At 71.5% G+C, this 20,460-nt stretch carries 21 protein-coding genes; 2 read left to right on the top strand and 19 right to left on the bottom strand.

Annotation, left to right across the window (positions count from 1 at the left end):
• Position 1: 1 nt before the first annotated feature.
• The 13 genes from AOK11_RS31860 to AOK11_RS31800 all read right to left on the bottom strand — a co-directional run bounded on the left by AOK11_RS31860 (position 2) and on the right by AOK11_RS31800 (position 8,660).
• Positions 2–406: a YraN family protein gene (locus tag AOK11_RS31860; RefSeq protein WP_107098733.1), complete on the bottom strand. Its 405-nt coding sequence runs from the start codon at positions 404–406 to the stop codon at positions 2–4.
• Positions 407–505: 99 nt separating this feature from the next.
• On the bottom strand, positions 506–814 hold the full coding sequence (locus AOK11_RS31855) for a DUF2469 domain-containing protein (protein ID WP_003965949.1): 309 nt from the start codon (positions 812–814) through the stop codon (positions 506–508).
• 115 nt (positions 815–929) lie between these two features.
• On the bottom strand, positions 930–1,484 hold the full coding sequence (locus tag AOK11_RS31850) for an NUDIX hydrolase (RefSeq protein WP_055597166.1): 555 nt from the start codon (positions 1,482–1,484) through the stop codon (positions 930–932).
• A complete protein-coding gene (gene lepB, locus AOK11_RS31845; protein ID WP_055597165.1) occupies positions 1,474–2,259 on the bottom strand; it encodes a signal peptidase I in 786 nt (261 codons plus the stop codon). The genes AOK11_RS31850 and lepB (AOK11_RS31845) overlap by 11 nt, the downstream gene beginning before the upstream one ends.
• Before the next feature lie 79 nt (positions 2,260–2,338).
• On the bottom strand, positions 2,339–3,331 hold the full coding sequence (gene lepB, locus AOK11_RS31840) for a signal peptidase I (protein ID WP_055597164.1): 993 nt from the start codon (positions 3,329–3,331) through the stop codon (positions 2,339–2,341).
• The gene (gene lepB / locus AOK11_RS31835) at positions 3,219–4,313 is read right to left on the bottom strand and encodes a signal peptidase I (RefSeq protein WP_055597173.1); all 1,095 of its coding nucleotides are present in this window, start codon (positions 4,311–4,313) and stop codon (positions 3,219–3,221) included. Before lepB (AOK11_RS31835) ends, lepB (AOK11_RS31840) begins: the two co-directional genes overlap by 113 nt.
• Entirely contained in the window at positions 4,306–5,064 is a 759-nt protein-coding gene (gene lepB / locus AOK11_RS31830; protein ID WP_055597163.1) for a signal peptidase I, read from the bottom strand. The genes lepB (AOK11_RS31835) and lepB (AOK11_RS31830) overlap by 8 nt, the downstream gene beginning before the upstream one ends.
• 33 nt (positions 5,065–5,097) lie before the next feature.
• Positions 5,098–5,448 (bottom strand): 50S ribosomal protein L19, encoded by a 351-nt coding sequence (gene rplS / locus AOK11_RS31825; RefSeq protein WP_055597162.1) that lies wholly within the window; start codon positions 5,446–5,448, stop codon positions 5,098–5,100.
• A 131-nt stretch (positions 5,449–5,579) separates the two neighbouring features.
• Complete coding sequence (gene trmD / locus AOK11_RS31820) at positions 5,580–6,413, bottom strand: tRNA (guanosine(37)-N1)-methyltransferase TrmD (protein ID WP_055597161.1); 834 nt, start codon at positions 6,411–6,413, stop codon at positions 5,580–5,582.
• Positions 6,413–6,976, bottom strand: coding sequence for a ribosome maturation factor RimM (rimM, locus tag AOK11_RS31815; RefSeq protein ID WP_055597160.1), 564 nt, complete (start codon positions 6,974–6,976; stop codon positions 6,413–6,415). The genes trmD and rimM overlap by 1 nt, the downstream gene beginning before the upstream one ends.
• Before the next feature lie 81 nt (positions 6,977–7,057).
• Positions 7,058–7,297, bottom strand: coding sequence for an RNA-binding protein (locus AOK11_RS31810; RefSeq protein ID WP_055597159.1), 240 nt, complete (start codon positions 7,295–7,297; stop codon positions 7,058–7,060).
• 2 nt (positions 7,298–7,299) lie between these two features.
• The gene (rpsP, locus tag AOK11_RS31805; protein WP_055597158.1) at positions 7,300–7,719 is read right to left on the bottom strand and encodes a 30S ribosomal protein S16; all 420 of its coding nucleotides are present in this window, start codon (positions 7,717–7,719) and stop codon (positions 7,300–7,302) included.
• A 338-nt stretch (positions 7,720–8,057) separates the two neighbouring features.
• Complete coding sequence (locus AOK11_RS31800; RefSeq protein WP_055597157.1) at positions 8,058–8,660, bottom strand: hypothetical protein; 603 nt, start codon at positions 8,658–8,660, stop codon at positions 8,058–8,060.
• A 577-nt stretch (positions 8,661–9,237) separates the two neighbouring features.
• Between AOK11_RS31800 and AOK11_RS31795 the strand changes: the two genes are divergently transcribed.
• Positions 9,238–10,137, top strand: coding sequence for a methyltransferase domain-containing protein (locus tag AOK11_RS31795; protein WP_055597156.1), 900 nt, complete (start codon positions 9,238–9,240; stop codon positions 10,135–10,137).
• Between the two features lie 93 nt (positions 10,138–10,230).
• Here the strand turns inward: AOK11_RS31795 and ffh are convergent, their stop codons facing one another.
• The 5 genes from ffh to nsdA form a co-directional block, all read right to left on the bottom strand.
• The gene (gene ffh, locus AOK11_RS31790; protein ID WP_055597155.1) at positions 10,231–11,781 is read right to left on the bottom strand and encodes a signal recognition particle protein; all 1,551 of its coding nucleotides are present in this window, start codon (positions 11,779–11,781) and stop codon (positions 10,231–10,233) included.
• A gap of 220 nt (positions 11,782–12,001) precedes the next feature.
• Positions 12,002–14,473 carry a [protein-PII] uridylyltransferase gene (locus AOK11_RS31785; RefSeq protein ID WP_055597154.1) on the bottom strand — a complete coding sequence of 824 codons (2,472 nt, stop codon included), beginning with the start codon at positions 14,471–14,473 and terminating at the stop codon, positions 12,002–12,004.
• A 28-nt stretch (positions 14,474–14,501) separates the two neighbouring features.
• Positions 14,502–14,840: a P-II family nitrogen regulator gene (locus AOK11_RS31780; protein WP_055597153.1), complete on the bottom strand. Its 339-nt coding sequence runs from the start codon at positions 14,838–14,840 to the stop codon at positions 14,502–14,504.
• Entirely contained in the window at positions 14,837–16,177 is a 1,341-nt protein-coding gene (locus AOK11_RS31775; protein WP_055597152.1) for an ammonium transporter, read from the bottom strand. The genes AOK11_RS31780 and AOK11_RS31775 overlap by 4 nt, the downstream gene beginning before the upstream one ends.
• Before the next feature lie 432 nt (positions 16,178–16,609).
• Positions 16,610–18,103 (bottom strand): transcriptional repressor NsdA, encoded by a 1,494-nt coding sequence (gene nsdA / locus AOK11_RS31770; protein ID WP_055597151.1) that lies wholly within the window; start codon positions 18,101–18,103, stop codon positions 16,610–16,612.
• 446 nt (positions 18,104–18,549) lie between these two features.
• Here nsdA and AOK11_RS31765 point away from each other — a divergent pair, with 446 nt between their 5' ends.
• The gene (locus tag AOK11_RS31765) at positions 18,550–19,215 is read left to right on the top strand and encodes a bifunctional DNA primase/polymerase (RefSeq protein ID WP_055597150.1); all 666 of its coding nucleotides are present in this window, start codon (positions 18,550–18,552) and stop codon (positions 19,213–19,215) included.
• Between the two features lie 157 nt (positions 19,216–19,372).
• Here the strand turns inward: AOK11_RS31765 and ftsY are convergent.
• Positions 19,373–20,460 (bottom strand): signal recognition particle-docking protein FtsY (ftsY, locus tag AOK11_RS31760; protein WP_055597149.1); only part of this gene is annotated, 1,088 nt, incomplete at its 5' end.

Genomic DNA, 20,460 nt, shown 5'->3' with positions numbered 1-20,460 from the left:
CTCAGGCCACCCCCCGGACATGCTCGACCCGGGGCGCGCCGCGCTCCGGCAGTACGACGCCGACCAGGTCGATGCGGACGCCGCCGGGCGGTGCTCCCCCGTGTTCCTGGATCCAGCGTTGCGCCAGGTCCCGCAGACGGTCCGCCTTGACGGGGGTGACCGCCTCCATGGGGTGCTGGAAGGACGCGGCCCTGCGGGTCTTCACCTCGCAGATGACGAGGACGTCGCCCTCCCTGGCCACGATGTCGATCTCGCCGGTCCTGCCGCAGCGCCAGTTGCGCTCCAGGACCGTCATTCCGGCCTGCGCCAGCCGTCGCGCGGCCAGCGCCTCGCCGTACCTGCCGAGTGCGCTGCGTGCCTGCTGTCGTGGGGTCATGTCGGCACCACCTCCGGCGCCAACCGTCACGCAGCCGGCCATCCGGAGTGGATCTTGGTGGACAACCCGGCGGTTGTGGAAAACTCCGTCATCCACCGGGGTGCGTCATGTCCCCGCCGGGCTCCTCGGTCACCCGCCCGGGAGCTCCAGGTCGCTCTTGTTGAGCTCCTCGATGTTCACGTCCTTGAATGTCAGGACGCGCACCTGCTTCACGAACCTGGCCGGCCGGTACATGTCCCAGACCCAGGCATCCGCCATGGACACCTCGAAGAACACCTCGCCCTGGACCGAGTGCACCTGCATCTCGTAGTCGTTGGTCAGATAGAAGCGGCGCTCGGTCTCGATCACGTATTTGAACAGACCGACGACGTCGCGGTACTCCCGGTAGAGCTTCAGCTCCATCTCGGTCTCGTACTTCTCGAGGTCCTCGGCGCTCATGGCATGTTCCCCTTCACCCGTGCGATCCCACCATTGTGCGCCAGTTCCGGGAGCCGCCGTCCCCGAACCGGGCCGACCCCGCCGGACCCCGCCGGACGGCCCCCGGGGCCTGCGGCTAGACGATCTCGGTGTCCAGGGTCACGGGTCCGGCCGGGGGACCCTCGTCGAGCAGGGTGCGCAGCAGCTCGGCGAGTCTCGTCGGGTACACCGTCTCATGGGCCCGAGCCAGTTCCGGGCATGTCCACCAGCGTGCTCCGGTGACGCTGCGCCGCTCCAGCTCGGTCAGTGCCGTGGCTCCCGTGGCCGTCCTGGTGGTGCGGGCGAGGTAGTACCACTCGTCCTGGTCCCAGCGGCGGCCCGCGAACGGGAAGGAGCACGTCCGCCGCCACAGCACGGGCCCCAGCTCCACCTCCGTGATGCCGGTCTCCTCCGCGAGTTCCCGCAGCGCCGCCTGTTCACGGGTCTCGTCGCCCTCCACGCCGCCGCCGGGTGTGAACCACCAGTCGTCGGCAGGGTCGTCCGGCTCATGGCCGTGCAGCAGCAGGATGCGGTCCCCCGGGTCCAGCAGGACGACGCGGGCGACCCTGCGCAGCCCGCGTCCGTCTCCGCTCCCGCCCTCGCCCCGGACCTCGTGGGAATCGCCGGTGGCGCGGGACGTCTCAGCCGGCATCGCCCGCCCTCGCTCCCGCGTCCGCACGACGGGCCCGGGAGGCGCCGGCCCGCTGGGCGAGGGGACCGTACGCGGCCCCGCCGAGGATGAGCACGGCCCCGCCCAGGACCATGACGAGAACCGTCGGCAGCGGTCCCGGCGCGGAGAGGTCGCCGACCTTCTCGAAGCCTGTCGGGGCCTTCAGCATGCCGTCCATCGGCCAGACCACCGCGTCGACCCGGGCCTCGACTGCCTCGCGGGAGACGCTGCCGTTCGCGGTGTCGGTGAGACGGGAGGTCGAGTCCAGGGAACCGCTTCGCTCGTCACCGAGCAGGAACAGGCGGCCCTTGGGCACGGTCACCTCCGGGAAGGCGTTGAGCCCGGTCGCCTCGTCCTCGGAGAGATACGGCTCGTCGATCTCCGTACCGTTGACCTTCAGCCTGCCGTCCTGCCCGGTGGAGACGGTGTCCCCGCCGACGGCGACCACCCGCTTGACGACCGGTACGTCCGCCCAGTTGTCGTCCTCGAAGACCACGACGTCGCCGCGGCGGACGTCGCCGCCGTCGACACGCTGGGCCAGCACCCGGTCACCGGCGCCGATCGTCGGCGCCATCGAGGGGGTGGGCACGGTGTACGGCACGTACACCAGCGCTCCCCAGACGAACCCGCCGAGGAACAGCGCCAGGCCCAGGGCCACGGCCAGTGAGGACAGTCGCCGCCCGGTCCGGCTGCCCGCCGGGCCCGGGTTAGCACCGCCGCCCCGCGAAGCCGTACGTGTCGTGCTCCGACCAGTCATGGGCGGCACCCTACCCGGCAGTACCGGACCGGGTCAGCCCCCTCCTCGGGGCAGCAGGCCCGGCGTCCGCCCGCAGCGCTCAGGCCCTGGTCCCCTCCTCGCGCCGGCGGTCCCACCTGCGCCGCCACAGCACCAGCGGCACCGCGCCCACGAGCGCGACCCCCTGGGGTGCCACCGTCAGCGCCGAGGATGCCGATGCCTGCGCGCCCAGCGCCGGCTGGTCGAAGGTGTCCGGGACCTCGAGCGTGTCCCAGCGGCCGACCGGCCAGGCGATGACGACAGCACGGCCGACGACCTCGCTCACCGGGACCATGCCGTTGTTCTTGTCGGCCCGGTTGTAGCGGGAGTCCCGGGAGTTCTGCCGGTGGTCGCCCATGACCCAGATCTTGCCCTCGGGGACCTCGACCTTGAACTGGCCGCCCTGGTCGTCCTGGCTGCAGGGGGTGTTGCCCGGGTAGACGTAGTCCGCCTCGTTCAGGGCGACGCCGTTGACCGTCAGCGGGCCGGTCCCCTTGCACTCGACGACGTCGCCGCCGACCCCGATGACCCGTTTGATCAGGTCCTTCTCCTCTGCCGACGGCATCAGACCGATCCAGCTGAGGAACGTCTGGAGCGCGTTGGAGTCGGGCGTGGGCTCGCCCGCCAGCCAGTTGTCCGGGTCGTGGAAGACCACGACCTCGCCGCGCTCGGGCTCGGAGCCGAACCAGGGGGTGAGTTTGTCGACCAGGACACGGTCACCCTGCTGCAGGGTGTTCTGCATCGAGTCCGACGGGATGGAGAACGCCTGCAGCAGAAACGTCTTGATCAGCAGCGCCAGGACCAGCGCGATACCGACCAGGATGGGCAGCTCCTTCCAGAAGGAGCGTGGTTTCTTCTGCTCGCGGGGTGGCTCGTCCGACCCCCGGCCGCCGCTCTCCGACCGGTCCTCCGTCACTCTTCCCTCTCCTGCCGCCGGGGAGTCACTCCCGGAGGTCACGGCGCCGTCCTCGACCGGGCCGAAGGGCTCCGCGGTACGCCCGCGATGCTCCTCGCCGTCGGCTCCGGACCGTGCGCCAACCGCCACATCCCCCACGCCAGCTCCTCACTCTGTGCTGCCGCCTGCCCCATGCGCGACGCAGGCCCACCACTCCCATAACGAGCGGGAGTTCCGCAGGGCTCGGGAGCTGAATCATTCCGTTCGAATCGTCCGGGGCAACCCTATGCGACAGCTGGGCGGCAGCGGTCGACCCTGGCGCCGAGTCCGACACGGCGGCGTAGGCCGTCGGCTCGTCCAGCGTGTTCCAGTGGCCGAACGGCCAGGCGATGACCATGGCCCGGCCCACCACCTCCTCCTCGGAGACGGTGCCGCCGTAGTCGGTGTCCTGGTGGGCACGGGAGTCGGCGGAGTTGGACCGGTGATCGCCCATCACCCACAGGCGCCCCTGGGGCACGGTGATGTCGAACGGCGTCGTGGACGGGGCGTTGCCCGGGAAGAGGTAGTCGCTCTCCTCCAGGGGCACCCCGTTGACGGTGACCCGTCCCTGCGTGTCGCAGCACTGGACCTGGTCGCCGCCGACCCCCACGACCCGTTTGATGAGGTCCTTCTCGTTCTCCGAGGGCAGCAGGCCGATGAAGGTGAGCCCGGCCTTGACCTGCTTGACGCCGACCGGGTCCTCCTTCTGGGGGATGGGCTGCTCGTCCTGCAGCCAGCCGCCGGGGTCCTTGAACACGACGACGTCCCCACGCTCCGGTTTGGAGCCGAACCACGGGGTCAGCTTGTCCACCAGGACACGGTCGCCGACCTGGATCGTCTGCTCCATGGAGCCGGACGGGATGACGAAGGCCTGGACGAGGAACGTCTTCAGCACCAGCGCTATCAGGACGGCGACCCCGATGAGCAGCGGTATCTCCTTGACCGCGCCGCGTCGGCGGCGCCGCTTGACCTTCCGCTGGAGCTTGCGCCGGTCGGCCCGGCTGCGTCCGCTCGACGCGCTCATCGCGCGGCGCGCGCCGGTGGGCAGCAGGTTGTCCGCGGCGCTCGCCGGGACGCCGCGGGGTTTGCCGCGGTTACCCATGGGTCCCCTCCCCCGGGTGCGCCGCGTTCGCCCGGGCAGCCGGCACCTGAGCCGGAGCCGGTACGCGCGCGTAGGCGTCGGGGCGGTGCAGCCGGGTGGCGCGGCCGAAGGGCTGGACGATCCAGTCGGCGCGGCCGATCACCCTGCTCACCGGGATCATGCCGCCTCCGGGCGAGCCGAGATGGTCGCGGGAGTCGCTGGAGGAGCCGCGGTGGTCGCCGAGGACGAACAGGCGGTCCTCGGGGACGGCGACGTCGAAGGGCACCGTGGAGGCGCTCTCCCCGGGGAACAGGAAACCCGACTCGTCGACCGTCCGGCCGTTCACCCGGATCCTCCCGTCCTTGTCGCAGCAGACCACGCGGTCGCCGCCCACACCGACAACGCGTTTGATGTAGTCGGCGTCCCCGAAATACTCGGTGCCGTCGAACACGACCACGTCGCCGCGCTGCGGTTCTGCACCGAAACGGTATGCCAACTTGAGTACGAGAACACGGTCCCCGGCCCTCAACGCGGGCTCCATCGATCCGCTGGGGATCTGGAACGGCTGGGCCACGAAGGTGCTGAGCGCCAGCAGGAGCAGCAGCACGAGGAGCAGGGCCGCGGTGATCCGGCCCCCGGGAAGCCATCCCACGAGGTGCCCTGCCAACGCGGAACGCGACCGCCCCTCCGGGCCCGGGGTCCCCGAGGTGTCCTCGGGTCCGGCCGGGTGGGGGGAGCGGTCGCGCTCCGTCGACTGTGCTTCGGTGTCCATCGAGGCCAGATGTTATCCGGCCCCGGGAAGCGCTCAGTTCTCGCGCTTCTCCTTGATCTTCGCCGCCTTGCCGCGCAGCTCGCGCAGGTAGTACAGCTTGGCGCGGCGGACGTCGCCCTTGGTGACGAGCTCGATCTTCTCGACGATCGGGGTGTGCACCGGGAAGGTGCGCTCGACGCCGACGGAGAAGGAGACCTTGCGGACCGTGAAGGTCTCGCGCACGCCGGCACCCTGGCGGCGGATCACCACGCCCTTGAACTGCTGCACACGGGAGCGGTTGCCCTCGATGACGCGCACGTGGACGTTGACGGTGTCACCGGGACGGAAGTTCGGGAGGTCGCTGCGCAGCGACGCGGAGTCGACGGAGTCGAGCAGGTGAGACATTTCGTCTGCTTTCTTCGCTGATGCCGCAGGTCATCAACGGCAATTGGGGTTCGGATCGGGGTGTGCGGTTCGGGGCGGGCGTCGTGTCCCCCTGCGGCAGGGGCGCACGCCGGACGACGCACAACAGCGGCCTATTGTTCCACGGCGCCGGTCCTGCGCCAAAATCGGCCGTACGGCTCCCCGGCCGGGTCCGGTTCCCAGCCCAGGATGGAGAGCATCTCGCGGTCCTTCTTGTCGAAGGCCTCGGGATCGCAGCGCTCGATGAGGTCGGGCCGGTTGGCCGTGGTGCGCCTCAGCGCCTCGTCGCGCCGCCAGCGGGCGATCTTCCCGTGGTGGCCGCTGAGCAGCACCTCGGGAATTCCCCGGCCGCGCCAGACGGGCGGCTTGGTGTGCACGGGGCCTTCCAGGAGGTTGGCCATGGCGCCCGGGGCGAAGGAGTCGTCCCGGTGGGACTCGGCGTTGCCCAGGACTCCGGGCAGCAGCCGGGCCACGGCCTCGGTGACGACGAGGACGGCCGCCTCACCGCCGGCCAGGACGTAGTCGCCGATGGACACCTCGTACACCGGCATGCGGGTCGCGTACTCGTCGACGACGCGCCGGTCGATGCCTTCGTAACGGGCCGGGGCGAAGATCAGCCAGGGGCGCTCGGAGAGGTGGACGGCGAGTTCCTGGGTGAAGGGGCGGCCGCTGGGGGTGGGGACGATCAGGGCGGGCGCGTGCGCGCCCGCCTCGTAGCCGTTCGCCAGGATCTCGTCGAGCGCCTCGCCCCACGGCTCGGTCTTCATGACCATGCCGGGACCGCCGCCGTACGGGGTGTCGTCGACGGTGTTGTGCCGGTCGTGGGTCCAGGAGCGGAGGTCGTGCACCTGGACGTTCAGCCGGCCACGCGCGCGCGCCTTGCCGACGAGGGAGACGTTCAGCGGTTCGAGGTACTCGGGGAAGATGGTGACGACGTCGAGCCGCATCAGGCCTCGTCCCGCGAGGCGGCGGTCTCGTCCGGCGAGGCGGCGATCTCGGCCCGGTCGTCGATGAGGCCCGGCGGCGGGTCGATGACCGCACGCTGTTCCTCGAGGTCGATCTCGGTGACGATCTGCTCCACGAACGGCACGAGCACCTCGCCGCCGTCGGGCCGCTCCACCACGAAGAGGTCCTGCGTCGGCAGGTGGGCGATCTCGGTGATCCGGCCCACCTGCTGCCCGTCCCGGGTGACGACGTCGAGGTCGATCAGCTGGTGGTCGTAGTACTCGCCCTCGTCCTCGGGCTGCTCGTCCGGGTCGATCTCGGCGATGAGGAGGGTGTTGCGCAGCGCCTCGGCGCCGGTGCGGTCACGGACGCCCTCGAAGCGCAGCAGGAGACGGCCGCTGTGCACCCGGCCGGTCTCGATGGTGAGCGGTCCGGCGGAGGCGGGGTCGGTGGCCAGGACGGCACCGGGCCCGAGTCTCAGCTCCGGCTCGTCGGTGCGGACCTCCACGGTGACCTCGCCCTTGATGCCGTGGGCGCGGCCGATGCGAGCGACTACCAGCTGCACTGTGTTTGTTCTCCTGTCGTACGACAACGGGCCGGGGACGGCCCTGAGGCCCTCCCCGGCCCGAGCCGGTTGCGCTGAGCGTCAGCGGACGTGGTCCACGTCGACGAGGTCGACGCGGACACCGCGGCCGCCGATGGCTCCCACGACGGTGCGCAGGGCGCGTGCGGTGCGGCCGTTGCGGCCGATCACCTTGCCGAGGTCGTCCGGGTGGACCCGGACCTCGAGCACACGCCCGCGACGCAGGTCGCGCGAGGCGACCTGCACATCGTCAGGATGGTCGACGATGCCCTTCACGAGGTGCTCGAGAGCCTCCTCGAGCATGCTCAGGCCTCGGTCGACGCGGACTCGGCCGGGGCCTCGTCCTTCTTCTCAGTCTTCTTCTTCTGGGTGATGGCCTCACCCTTGCCCTCGTCCTCGCCGCCGAGCGCCTCGAACGACGGGCGGGCGGCCTTCTCGGCCTGCTGGAGCAGCGGAGCCGGGGCGGGCTCGCCCTTGAACTTCTGCCAGTCGCCGGTCTTCTTCAGGATGGCGAGCACGGGCTCGGTCGGCTGGGCGCCGACGCCGAGCCAGTACGCCACACGCTCGGCGTCGACCTCCATCACCGACGGGTTGTACGTCGGGTGGTACTTGCCGATCTCCTCGATGGCCCGGCCGTCACGGCGGGTACGGGAGTCGGCGACGACGATGCGGTAGTGAGGCGAACGGATCTTGCCCAGACGCTTCAGCTTGATCTTGACTGCCACGGGAGTGGGTTCTCCTGGTTTTTGACGTGGTTGGGCACGGCGAGACGGCCGCGTGGGGTTGCGGTACCCGAGTGCCCGATGGACGCGTCAGCCGGAGGAGAGAGGGGTCCTGTACGGCCGTCGAGTACAGCTGGCCATTCTGCCACATCCCGCGGGGCGCCGGGGACCGTGGGGTGCGGCAGGCCGCACCGGGGCACGCCTCGCCGGCACCCGGCGCGGCGGAGACCGTGCCGCCGCGCCGGGTGCCGGCGAGGCGGCACGACCGCCACGGATGCGAGGGAGTGGACGGCATCCGCGCGTCCGACGTGCGTCCGGCACCCACGAGGTGCCGATTGCCGTCAGCCCGCGGCCGCGGCCACCCCCTCGGGAATCCGGAACGGCTTGCCGCAGCCGCCGCAGACGATGGGGGCCTGCGCCAGGACCGACGGGACGACCCGCACGTTGCGGCCGCAGTCGCAGACGGCCTTGACGCGCACACCGCCGCCGGACGAGCCGTGACGCGCCGCCGGACCGCGGAAACTGCGGGCGGTGTCGCCCGCGGTCGCGGCGGAGTGTGCCTTCAGTGCGCGCTGGAGGCGCTCGATCGTGGGACGGTAGCGGCGCTTCGCCTCCGTGGTGAGGGAGACCAGCGAGAAGCCGCTGCTGGGATGCGGCTCGTCGGGATGGTCCAGGCCCAGCTCCTCGGCGATCGCGAGGAACCTGCGGTTGTGGTAGCGGCCTGCGCGGGAAGTGTCGCGTACGCCGCGTGCGGCGGCGATGCCATGGACTGCCTCGTGCAGCAGTCGCTCGAAGGAGAGCTCGTGACCGCACGCGGACGACGACTCCCCGATCAGGGACTCGGGCGCGGCAAGATCGGGCAGCTCGGGGTGGTACCGCTGAATATCGGCCCACGCCTGCGCCAGTTCTGCGGCGAGTACAGGTGGTGTCTGTGTCGTGCTCACGTAATGACAACGAGCCGGGGTGCCTCTGTGTTCCGATTCCGGGGCATCCCAAATAATTTGCCCTTACCCGTCAGTATGCGCTCATGCGTCCCGACGAGGGCGGGTGCGCTGATCTGCGGAGAAGCCTCACAGCTCACCTCAAGGTGGTGCGTAGGCTGACGTACACGGCCCCCCGGTCCGGCGCGTACACGGTGTCCGCGCGCCGGTTCTCCCGTGACCCACAGATGCGCAAGGGGCGTTTCGGCCGCACTCCCGACGGAGCGGCCCCGGACCGGCCCCGGCTCCGCGGGCGCGTGCCCGGGTCACGACGTTACCCCGTCCGCCGCCGGGACCCGACGGCGGGCCGTCCGCGATCACCGGTTTGTGGACCTTGGCCGGAACCATCCGGTCTCCCCCGGATTACCGGAATGTGAATTCTTGCCACTGGCACGAGCAACTCCCAAGCCATCGCCCCGCTCCACTGGACGCCGGGTCGAGGGCGGAGTTTCCTGGCATGACGGGGGTAGTGCGAGCGCGCCGCGCGGGGGCGAGGCGATCGGACGGCGCGGCAACTCTCGGCTGATTGGGGCGCTTACCTATGACACCTACGCTCGTGCGGCAGCACCTTCCTCGCACAGGCCACGGCCCTCGCGTGGACCGGCGGGCACGCGCGCGTGACTGGTCCGAGATACAGGAGAGGATGCTCGTACCGCTCTACGAGGCCGTCTACGAGCGATTGGACGTGGGGTCCGGGGCACGGCTGCTCGGCCTCGGCTGCGGTTCGGGGCTCGCCCTGCTGATGGCGGCCTCCCGGGGCGCCGCGGTCACCGGTGTCGACACCTCGTCGGACCGGCTGGCCGTCGCGCGCGAGCGGCTGCTGCCCGCCGGTCGGGACGCACGCGCGCGTGCGGACGCCCGGATCGTGGACGGCTCCCCCGGGGACACGGTCTGCGGGGGCACGGCTGACACGGCGGCTTCCGGTACCGGCACGGCCGGCGGGGACGGCCCCGCGTACACCGTGGTGACCGCCTTCGAACCCATCGGGTGCCTCGCGGGGGACGCGGACGGGCTGAGCGAGCAGCTCGCCGAGGCGGTTCCGCTCACCGGTCGCGGAGCGGCCGTGGTGCTCGCCGGCTGGGGCCCGCCGGAACGCTGCGCCACGGCGTCCGTGCTCCGGGTGGCCACCAGGCTGGCGGAGCCGCTGCGCGGCACGGGAACCTGGCGCCCCGCGCACCGCGACGACCTGGAGGACGTCGCCCGGCGGGCGGGCCTCGGGCCGGACGGCTCGGGACGGGTGGCCTGCCCCTTCGGATACACCGACGTGGACAGCGCCGTACGGGGTCTGCTGTCGACGGGGCTGTTCGATCCGGCGATCGCGGCGACGGACCGGATCCAGGTGGACAAGGAAATCGCCGAGGCGCTGCACCCGTACGAGCGGCAGGACGGGACGGTGTGGATGCCGAACGTCTTCCGGTATCTGATCGCCCGGACACCCTGACGCCGTCGCAGACACTGCGCGCATACGTCACGGGGGCACCTCTGCCGAAGAGATGCCCCCGTGACGCGGGAAGGACCGCCGGCCCCGGAGCGGTCAGCCCATGAACTTCTTGAACTCGTCCGGCAGCTCGAAGTCCTGGCCGCCCTGCTGCGGCAGCCCGAAGGCGTTGCCCCCCTCGGCCACGGCGGCGCGGCGCTGGGCGGCCTCCTCCTCCTGTTGCTTGCGCTTCATCGGGTTGCCGGAGCGCTGCTTGCCCTTGGCCTGCTTCTGCTTCTTCTTCGCCCGGCCGGGACCGCCGCCCATGCCCGGCACCCCGGGCATTCCCGGCATGCCGCCGCCCTGGGCCATGCGGGACATCATCTTGCGGGCCTCGAAGAACCGCTCCACAAGGGACTTCACGGCGCTGACCTCGACGCCGGAGCCCTTGGCGATACGGGCACGGCGGGAGCCGTTGATGATCGTCGCGTCCTGGCGCTCGGCCGGGGTCATCGACTTGATGATCGCGGCCGTACGGTCGACGTCCCGCTCGTCGAGGTTGTTGATCTGGTCCTTGATCTGCCCCATGCCGGGGAGCATGCCGAGCAGCTTCGAGATGCTGCCCATCTTCCTGACCTGCTCCATCTGGGCCAGGAAGTCGTCCAGGGTGAAGTCCTGGCCCTTCTTCGACGCCAGCTTGGAGGCCATCTTCTCGGCCTCGTCCTGGCTGAACGTCTTCTCCGCCTGCTCGATCAGGGTGAGCAGGTCACCCATGTCGAGGATGCGGGAGGCCATCCGGTCGGGGTGGAAGGCGTCGAACTCGTCGAGCTTCTCGCCGTTCGACGCGAACATGATCGGCTTGCCGGTCACCGAGGCGATCGACAGGGCCGCACCGCCGCGGGCGTCGCCGTCGAGCTTGGAGAGCACCACGCCGTCGAAGCCGACGCCGTCGCGGAAGGCCTCGGCGGTGTTGACGGCGTCCTGGCCGATCATCGCGTCGACGACGAAGAGGATCTCGTCCGGCGAGACCGCGTCCCTGATGTCCGCGGCCTGCCGCATCAGCTCCTGGTCGATGCCCAGGCGGCCGGCGGTGTCCACGATGACGATGTCGTGGACCTTGGACTTGGCGAACTCGATGGAGTCCTTGGCGACCTTGACCGGGTCGCCCACGCCGTTGCCCGGCTCGGGCGCGTAGACGGCGACGCCGGCGCGCTCGGCGACGACGCTGAGCTGGTTGACGGCGTTGGGGCGCTGGAGGTCGCAGGCGACCAGGAGCGGCGAGTGGCCCTGCTCCTTGAGCCAGTGGCCGAGCTTGCCCGCGAGGGTGGTCTTACCGGCACCCTGCAGACCGGCCAGCATGATCACGGTCGGCGGCTGCTTGGCGAAGCGCAGGCGCCGGGTCTCGCCGCCGAGGATGCCCACCAACTCGTCGTTGACGATCTTGATGAACTGCTGCGCCGGGTTGAGGGCCTTGGAGACCTCGGCGCCCAAAGCCCTGTCCTTGACCTTCTTGATGAATGCCCGGACGACGGGGAGGGCCACGTCGGCCTCAAGGAGCGCGATACGGATCTCGCGCGCCGTGGCGTCGATGTCCGCTTCGCTCAGCCGGCCTTTTCCGCGGAGGTTTTTGAATGTCGCGCTGAGGCGGTCGGAGAGAGTATCGAACACGGCGGCGTCGGTCCTCGAGGTCGGGGGCGGAACTGGGCTGCCCTCCAGGGTATCCGGCCCGGCAAGCAAATAGTCCCCGCCCGCTGCAGCCAGTGGACGGGGACGAATCCCCGCGTGGGCGGGGAGCACGTATTGCGTGCCTCTGAGAACCGCTCGACCAGAGGACCATCCCCGCACCGGCGGGGAGCACACCCGATCAACGCGGGAAACGACTGCAGGGTCACGCCCGCAACGTCTCCTCCAGCTTCCGGGCCACCGATACCGCCTCCTCGCCTGGTAGAGGCGCGCCCTCCAGGGTGGTCACGTAGAAGGCGTCGACCGCGTTCGCGCCCAGTGTGCTCGCGTGGGCGCTGCGTAGGCATACGGCCACATCCTCCAGCGCCTGCCCGATCCGGAACAGCAGCCCCGGTGCGTCCTGCGCCCGGACCTCGATCACCGTGGCCAGGCGGGAGGCGGCCGGGGCGACCGTCACCCGGGCCGGGGGCGGGACCACGCCCCGGCGGCGCGGATGGGCGGCGTCGCGTTCGGCGAGGCGGCCGGCGATGTTCAGGGTGCCGTCCAGGGCGCGGACGAGGTCGGCGCGCAGGCGGGCGGCCTGGGGCAGCGAGCCGTACTCGGCGGCGACCCGCCAGTCGAGCAGCAGGACGGATCCCTCGACGCCCTCCGGCAGTTCGAGGGTGCGCAGTTCGGCGGTGCGGACGGTCAGGCGGTGCAGGGCCAGCACGCCGGCGACCGCGGGGAGCACGCCCGCCTGATCGGGTACGGCGATCAGCAGCTCCACGCCGAGGGGTTCCGGTTCACCGGTCGGCTGCGGGGTGTCCGCCTGTCCGGTCGTGGACCCGGCGGGCGGCTCGGTCCGGGCGCGCAACGACAGCACCGGGCCGCCGGTGGCGACCGCCTCGAGGGCGAGCCGTTCCTGTTCGGCGGTGGGCGCGGCGGCCTCGGGTTCCTCCAGCGGGTCCCCGGCCAGCACCGCCGAGACGCGTGCGACCAGGTCGGCGACGAGTGAGGCGCGCCAGGCCGACCAGGCGGCCGGTCCGGTGGCCAGTGCGTCCGCCTCGGTCAGGGCGTGCAGCAGTTCCAGGGTGTCCTGGGTCCCGACGGTGTCGGCGACCGCGCGCACCGTGGCCGGGTCGTCGAGGTCGCGGCGGGTGGCCGTCTCGACGAGCAGCAGGTGGTGGCGTACGAGGGTGGCGAGGATGCCGGCGTCGGCGCGGTCGAAGCCGATCCGCGCGGCCATGTCCCGGACGATGGTCTCGCCGGCCACGGAGTGGTCGCCGGGCCAGCCCTTGCCGATGTCGTGCAGCAGTGCGGCGACCAGAAGCAGGTCGGGGCGGTGCACGCGCCGGGTGAGGGCGCTGGCGCGGACCGCCGTCTCGATGAGGTGCCGGTCGACGGTCCAGATGTGCACCGCGTTGCGCTGCGGGCGGCAGCGGACCCGTTCCCAGTCCGGCAGCAGCCGCGTGATCAGGCCTTCCGCCTCCAGCGCTTCCCAGACGTCGACGGTGGGGCGGCCGGCGCCCAGCAGGGTCACCAGCTGTTCGCGGGCCTCGGCGGGCCAGGGTGTGGGCAGCGGGCGCACGGTGGCGGCGAGGCGCCGGACGGCGTGGAGCGACAGCGGGAGTCCCGCCTGGGCGGCGGCGGCCGCGGCACGCAGCGGGAGGACGGGGTCGCGTTCGGGGCGGGCGGCGCGGGCGAGGACCGCCTCGCCGTCCTGCTCGACGACGCCCTCGGCCAGCGGCGAGCGCTCGGCGTTCTGCTTTCCGCCACCGATCATGGCGCGCAGCCGCGGCCGCACGGCCCGGGAGCGCAGCACGCGGCCGACTTCGCGCCAGGTGACGTCGCCGGCGTACGCGATGCCCCGGGCGGCCTCGTACACCTGGCGCAGCAGGGTGTCGGCGTCGAGCAGGCCGAGTGCGGCGGCGACCTGGTCCTGTTCCTGGAGCGCGAGCCGGTCGGTGGCGCGGCCGGTCGTCAGGTGCAGCGCGTCCCGTACGTCGAGGAGCCGGCGGCGGGCGTCGGCGAGTCCCTCGCGCGGGGCGTCGGCGAGCCAGGAGGCGGCGACGGCGCGCAGCGCGGTGGCGTCGCGCAGTCCGCCGCGGGCCTCCTTGAGGTCGGGTTCCAGGAGGTACTGCAGCTCGCCCTGCCGTTCGGCGCGTTCGGCGCAGAGCTCCTGGAGTTCGGGGAGGCGTTTCGGCGCCTGGTTGCGCCAGTCGGCCAGGACGGCGGTGCGCAGGGCGGCGGTGAGCCCGAGGTCTCCGGCGATGTGCCGGGCGTCCAGGAGGCCCAGCTGGACCTTGAGGTCCTCGCCGGCGGTGCGGCGGGCCTCGGCCAGGGTGCGGACGGAGTGGTCGAGGGCGATGCCGAGGTCCCACACGGGGTACCAGAGCCGGTCGGCGAGGGCGGCGACGGCCTTGGGATCGCTGCCGTCGTGCAGCAGGAGCAGGTCGAGGTCGCTGCGCGGGGACAGTTCGCCTCGTCCGTAGCCGCCGACCGCGATGAGGGAGGCCCCGCGGAGCTGTTCGGCGCCTGCGGCGAACAGGCCGGTGAGCCAGTCGTCCGTGAGCCGGGCGAGGGTGGCACGGCGCGGCGGTCCGGACCGCGCCTCCTCGGTGAGGAGGCGCAGCCGGGCCGCCGCGTAGCCGCTGGGTCCCGAGTCCTGTGTCTCGTCGTGCGTGTCCGTGCTCGTCACCCGGCGACTCCTGTTCCGTCGGTCTGTCTCAGAGCGCTTCCGGGCCGCGCTCGCCGGTCCGGACCCGTACGGCCGTGTCGACCGGGATCGACCAGACCTTGCCGTCGCCGATCTTGCCGGTGCGGGCCGCCTTGACGACGACATCGATCAGCTGCTCGGCGTCGCCGTCCTCGACCAGCACCTCGATGCGGATCTTGGGGACCAGGTCGACGGTGTACTCGGCACCGCGGTAGACCTCGGTGTGGCCGCGCTGGCGGCCGTAGCCGCTGGCCTCGGTGACCGTCAGGCCGTGCACCCCGAAGGCCTGCAGGGCCTCCTTGATCTCGTCGAGCCGGTGCGGCTTGACGACGGCGGTGATGAGCTTCATGCGTCCACCTTCTTGCTCTCGGCCCGGTCTGCGGTCGCCGGGGCGGTGCTGCGGGCGGCGCCGCCACCGGCGCCGCTGAAGTCGTACGCGGTCTCGGCGTGCTCGGCCTGGTCGATGCCGGCCACCTCGTCGTCGTCGGAGACTCGCATACCGATCGTCTTGTCGAGGAGGAGGGCGAGGATCGCGGAGACGACCAGGGAGTAGGCGAGGACACCGAAGACGCCGGCGCACTGCTTCCAGAACTGGTCGAGGCCGCCGCCGTAGAAGAGGCCCTCGACGTCGGACTGGCCCTTGCCGCTGGCGAAGAAGCCGACGAGGAGGGAGCCGATGATGCCGCCGACGAGGTGGACGCCGACGACGTCCAGGGAGTCGTCGTAGCCGAACCTGTACTTCAGGCCGACGGCCATGGCGCACAGCACACCGGAGACGGCGCCGACGGCGATCGCGCCGAGCGGGGTGACCGCGCCGCCGGCGGGAGTGATGGCGACCAGGCCCGCGACCGCGCCGGAGGCGGCGCCGAGCGTGGTGAACGCGCCGTGGCGGATCTTCTCATAGGCGAGCCAGCCGAGGACGGCGGCGGCGGCGGCGACCTGGGTGTTGACGAACATCAGCGCGCCGACGCCGTCGTCGTTGCCGAGCCAGGAACCGGCGTTGAAGCCGAACCAGCCGAACCACAGCAGTGCGGCGCCGAGCATGACCAGCGGCAGGCTGTGCGGGCGCATCGGGTCCTTCTTGAATCCGATCCGCTTGCCGATCACCAGGATGACGCCGAGTGCGGCGGCGCCCGCGTTGATGTGGACGGCCGTACCGCCGGCGAAGTCGATGACGCCCAGCTCGAAGGCCCAGCCGCCGGAGCCCCAGACCCAGTGGGCGACCGGGAAGTAGACGACGGTGGCCCACAGCGCGATGAACAGCGCCCACGCGGTGAACTTCACGCGGTCCGCGAGCGCGCCGCTGATCAGGGCGGGCGTGAGGACGGCGAACATCAGCTGGAAGACCAGGAAGACGAAGACGGGGATGGTGTAGCCGTCCCACAGTTCGGTCAGGCCGATGTCGCTGAGGCCGACCCAGTCGGAGTTCCAGCCGACGACGCCGCCGGAGTCGGTGCCGAACGCCATGGAGAAGCCGTACAGCACCCACAGGATGGTGACGATTCCCAGGCTGATGAAGCTCATCATCAGCATGTTCAGGGTGCTTTTGACCCGGACCATGCCTCCGTAGAAGAAGGCCAGGCCCGGCGTCATGAGCATTACCAGAGCGGAACAGATGAGCATGAACCCTGTGTTGGCGGCAGAGAGCGTGGGCGCTTCTGCGGCAAGGGTGATGGCTGGTGCCATCGGCGTCTCCTCGTCGTTGGTACGGCCCCGTGCGGGCGAAGCCTGAGCGGGTCGTGAGGGGTGGGCCGGTTCTGCGCCAAGAGATTCGCGCAGCGCCGTTTCGGTGGAAGCCCCTCGCTGTTTCGCCGCCGTGACGAAGGCACCCGGTGTGTTACGCGTCGATGAACTGCCGGATGCGGGACGCGTCGATCGTTATCGTGGCGCAACCTTCGGTGTACGGGAGTGCGGCCGTGGCCGGGGAGAAAAGGCCGGCCGCGGCGGGCCTTCCGATGACCTGGCATGGGGGAGCCGAGTCGGGCAGTTCGGGAGGGCCGGCCGCGGCCGGGGTTCTGGGTTTTCCCGGAGTTCCCCGGGATTCCTGAAGATCTCCGAGGTTCTTCCCGGGATCTTTCCTGAGATCTTTCCGTGGGCTTTCCGTGGGCTTTCCGGGCGTCAGACCGCTTCGGCGGTCTCCGGCAGTTCGATGGCGAGCCGCTCGGTGAGGTCGACGACCTCGGCCCGGTCGCCGAAGTCGCGGACGGCCGTGTCGACCGTCTTTCGGATACGAGTGTTGACGCGCTCGGAGCGGACCTTCTTGGCCGCCTTGATGGCGTCGGTGGCGAGAACCGCTCCCTGCTCGGGTTCGCGCTGGAGCAGATGCACGGTGGCCATGCCGATCAGGTTGAGGGCGTACGACCGCTGGTGCCGTCCCGCCTCCGCGGCGAACAGTTCGACGGCCCGCCGCATCAGCGGCTCGGCGAGCGAGGCGTAGGTGGGGCTGCGGCCCGCCACGTAGGCGAGGTCGCGGAAGGAGTGGGAGTTCTCGCCGTACAGCTCGGCCTCGGAGAAGAAGCGGATCCAGTCGGGGTCCGGCTCGTCCCACTCGTCGGCCTCGGCGAAGGTGTCCTCGGCCATCCTGACCGCGCGCTTGCACCGGCCGGGCTGGCCCATGTTGGCGTAGGCGCGGGCCTCCATCGCATACAGCATCGACTGGGTGCGGGGGCTCGCGCAGTCACGGCTGCCGTACTGCGCGAGGTGGATGAGCTCCAGGGCGTCCTCGGGCCGGCCGAGGTGGATCATCTGCCGGCTCAGATTCGACAGGATGTACGAGCCGAGCGGCCGGTCCCCGGCCTCCTTCGCCGCGTGCAGGGCGAGGACGTGGTACTTCTGCGCGGTGGGCTGCAGCCCGACGTCGTACGACATCCAGCCGGCCAGCTCGGCGAGTTCGGCGGCGACCTTGAACAGGCGCCGCCGGATCGGGTCGGGCTGGGGGTCCTGGAGCAGGTCCGTCACCTCGTGCAGTTGCCCGACGACCGCCTTGCGGCGCAGGCCGCCACCGCACTGGGCGTCCCACTGCCGGAACATCACGGTGGTGGTCTCCAGCAGGTCCAGCTCCGGCTGGGACAACCGGCCGCGCGCGCGGCCGACGGAGGCCGGCTCGGGCTCCGGACGGGACTGCGCCGCGGACGGGGAGGGGACGAGCCAGCGCTGCATGGGCTCGATGAGGGACGGGCCCGCGGAGAGGGCCAGCGAGCTCCCGAGGAAGCCGCGCCGCGCGAGCATCAGGTCGCTGCGCGAGAACTCGCTGAGCAGGGCCACGGTCTGCGGGCCCGTCCAGGGCAGGTCGACGCCGGTCGCGGAGGGCGAGGGCCGGGTGGTGCGCAGGCCCAGGTCCTCGACGGAGACGACGACGCCGAAGCGCTCGGAGAACAGCTCGGAGAGGATCCGGGGAATGGGCTCGCGCGGATTCTCGCCGTCCAGCCAGCGGCGCACACGCGAGGTGTCGGTGGAGATGTGGCTGGCCCCCAGTCGGCGGGCTCGGCGGTTGACCTGGCGGGCGAGCTCGCCCTTGGACCAGCCGCTGCGGACGAACCACGAGGCGAGCAGCTCGTTCGGACGCTTTTGAGTACTCGCAGCGTTCGTCCCGCCACCGCCGTTGCCGCTCACTGGAACGCCCCCATTCCCTGAAAACCACTTGCCGCTGAGTGCGCCAAGCCCTATCAGAATGCCGGTTGTCGGGGCCGCCGTCCGGCGGTTCCCACCCTTCGAACGGAGGGCCGAGTTGCCTCCGGCATACCCGCATGTGCATGTGCCCCGAGAAACCGTGCACACAACGTAGTCCCACGATCACCCGTCCAGCCATGGCGAACCCCTAATCGCCACCATTCGCCACCCCATCGGATGAACTCCCCGTGGCCGTCTCACGCTTCACTTGACACGGGACAGCCAGGAGTGGGTGCGACGACGCACACAGGGGCGCGCATCATCGCGCGCACCACCCCTGACGCTTCGAAGCGCCGACTGAGCGGGGCCGCACGGGGAAGTCGAGAACAGAGAGTCACGCATCGCGCCCGCTGCGTAACCACGGGTGTGTCGGACCCGTTGGAGGGGGCATGGGCTTCACGATCGGTATCAGCCGGGGCATCCGTGACATCCGGTCCGGCTCGCGCCGCCGGGGCCGCGGGTCGGAGGGCACCGCCGTGGCGGAGTACACCGGGCTGTGGGGCTGGGATGTGGTACCGGGCGCCCGTGCCGCCGCCGGCACCTGCTCCTGCGGCCGGGCGGGATGCCGGGCACCGGGTGCGCATCCGCTGGACTTCGCGCCGGAGATCCCCGCCGGGGCCCCGCTGGACGACGTGTCGGAGATCTGGGCCGAGTATCCGGGCGCCGCGATGATGCTCCCGGTCGGGCGGGCGTTCGACGTGATCGAGGTGGCCGAGCCCGCCGGGTGCCGCGCACTGGCCCGGCTCGAGCGCATGGGCCTGCCCGTCGGCCCCGTCGCCGCCACCCCTGACGGCCGTGCCCAGTTCTTCGTCGCCCCCGGGGCCGCCGCCGCGCTGCCCGAGCTGCTCTACCGCATGGGCTGGGACGACCCGGCCGCCCTCGACCTGCACGGCCTCGGCCCCGGGACGCACATCACGGCTCCGTCGTCCGACCGGGGCGGGCGCGGTCCGGTGCGCTGGCTTCGCTCCCCCGCCCTCGACGCGGTGCCCCGGCCGCCGGAGGCCCGCCTGGTGCTGGGCACACTGGCGTATGTGGTGCACCGGTCGCAGACATAAGCGTCGGCGCCGGCGACAGTGCAGGCGTGCCGGCCGGTTCCGGCAGCGGTGACCGGGCTCGGGGGCAGTGAACGGCGAAGCGCCCGTTCCGGGTTCCGGAAGCAGGCGCTTCTTCGCGTGTCCGTGGCGGTTCGGTCCGGCCGGCCGCCCCGGGGTCTCACTCCCCGATGATCGCGTCCACGAACGCATCCGGCTCGAACGGCGCCAGGTCGTCCGCGCCCTCGCCGAGACCGATCAGCTTGACCGGGACGCCCAGTTCGCGCTGGACGGCGACCACGATGCCGCCCTTGGCCGTGCCGTCGAGCTTGGTGAGCACGATGCCGGTGATGTTGACGACCTCGGCGAAGACCCGGGCCTGGACCAGGCCGTTCTGGCCGGTGGTGGCGTCGAGCACGAGCAGCACCTCGTCCAGCGGGGCGTGCTTCTCCACGACCCGCTTGACCTTGCCGAGCTCGTCCATGAGGCCGGTCTTGGTGTGCAGTCGGCCGGCGGTGTCGATGAGCACGACGTCCGCGGCCATCTCCTTGCCCTCCTTGACCGCGTCGAACGCGACGGAGGCCGGGTCGCCGCCCTCGGGGCCGCGCACGGTGTGGGCACCGACCCGCTCGCCCCAGGTCTCGAGCTGGTCGGCGGCGGCGGCGCGGAAGGTGTCCGCGGCGCCGAGGACGACGGTGTTGCCGTCCGCGACCAGCACCCGGGCGAGCTTGCCGGTGGTGGTGGTCTTGCCGGTGCCGTTGACCCCGACGACCATCACGATGCCCGGACCGCCGGTCTCGTTCTCGGTGCTCACGGCGCGGTCCATGCTGGGGTCGACCAGGGCGACCAGCTCCTCGCGGAGCAGTCCGCGCAGTTCCGCGGGGGTGCGCGTGCCGAGCACCTTCACGCGCTCGCGCAACCGCTCGACCAGCTCCTGGGTGGGCTGCACGCCGATGTCGGAGGTGAGCAGCGTGTCCTCGATCTCCTCCCAGGTGTCCTCGTCGAGATGCTCGCGGGACAGCAGCGTGAGCAGGCCCTTGCCGAGCACGTTCTGCGAGCGGGAGAGACGGGCGCGCAGCCGGACGAGCCGGCCGGCGGTGGGCTCCGGGATCTCGATCGCGGGCGCCTCGGTGGGCAGCTCCTCGACGACGACCGGGGGGGAGCCGTCCGGAAGATCAACCTCCTCTACGGTGCGCCGCGGTTCCTCCCGCGGCGTCTCGGCCTCGTCGCCGACGTGCGGCTCGGCCGGGGGGGCGGTGATGTCGGGGG

This window comes from Streptomyces hirsutus (genome assembly GCF_001418415.1).
GTDB classification, from domain to species: Bacteria; Actinomycetota; Actinomycetes; order Streptomycetales; family Streptomycetaceae; genus Streptomyces; species Streptomyces hirsutus.
The sequence above is the reverse complement of the archived record's forward strand: the minus strand, read 5'-3'. Positions and strand labels throughout refer to the sequence as shown.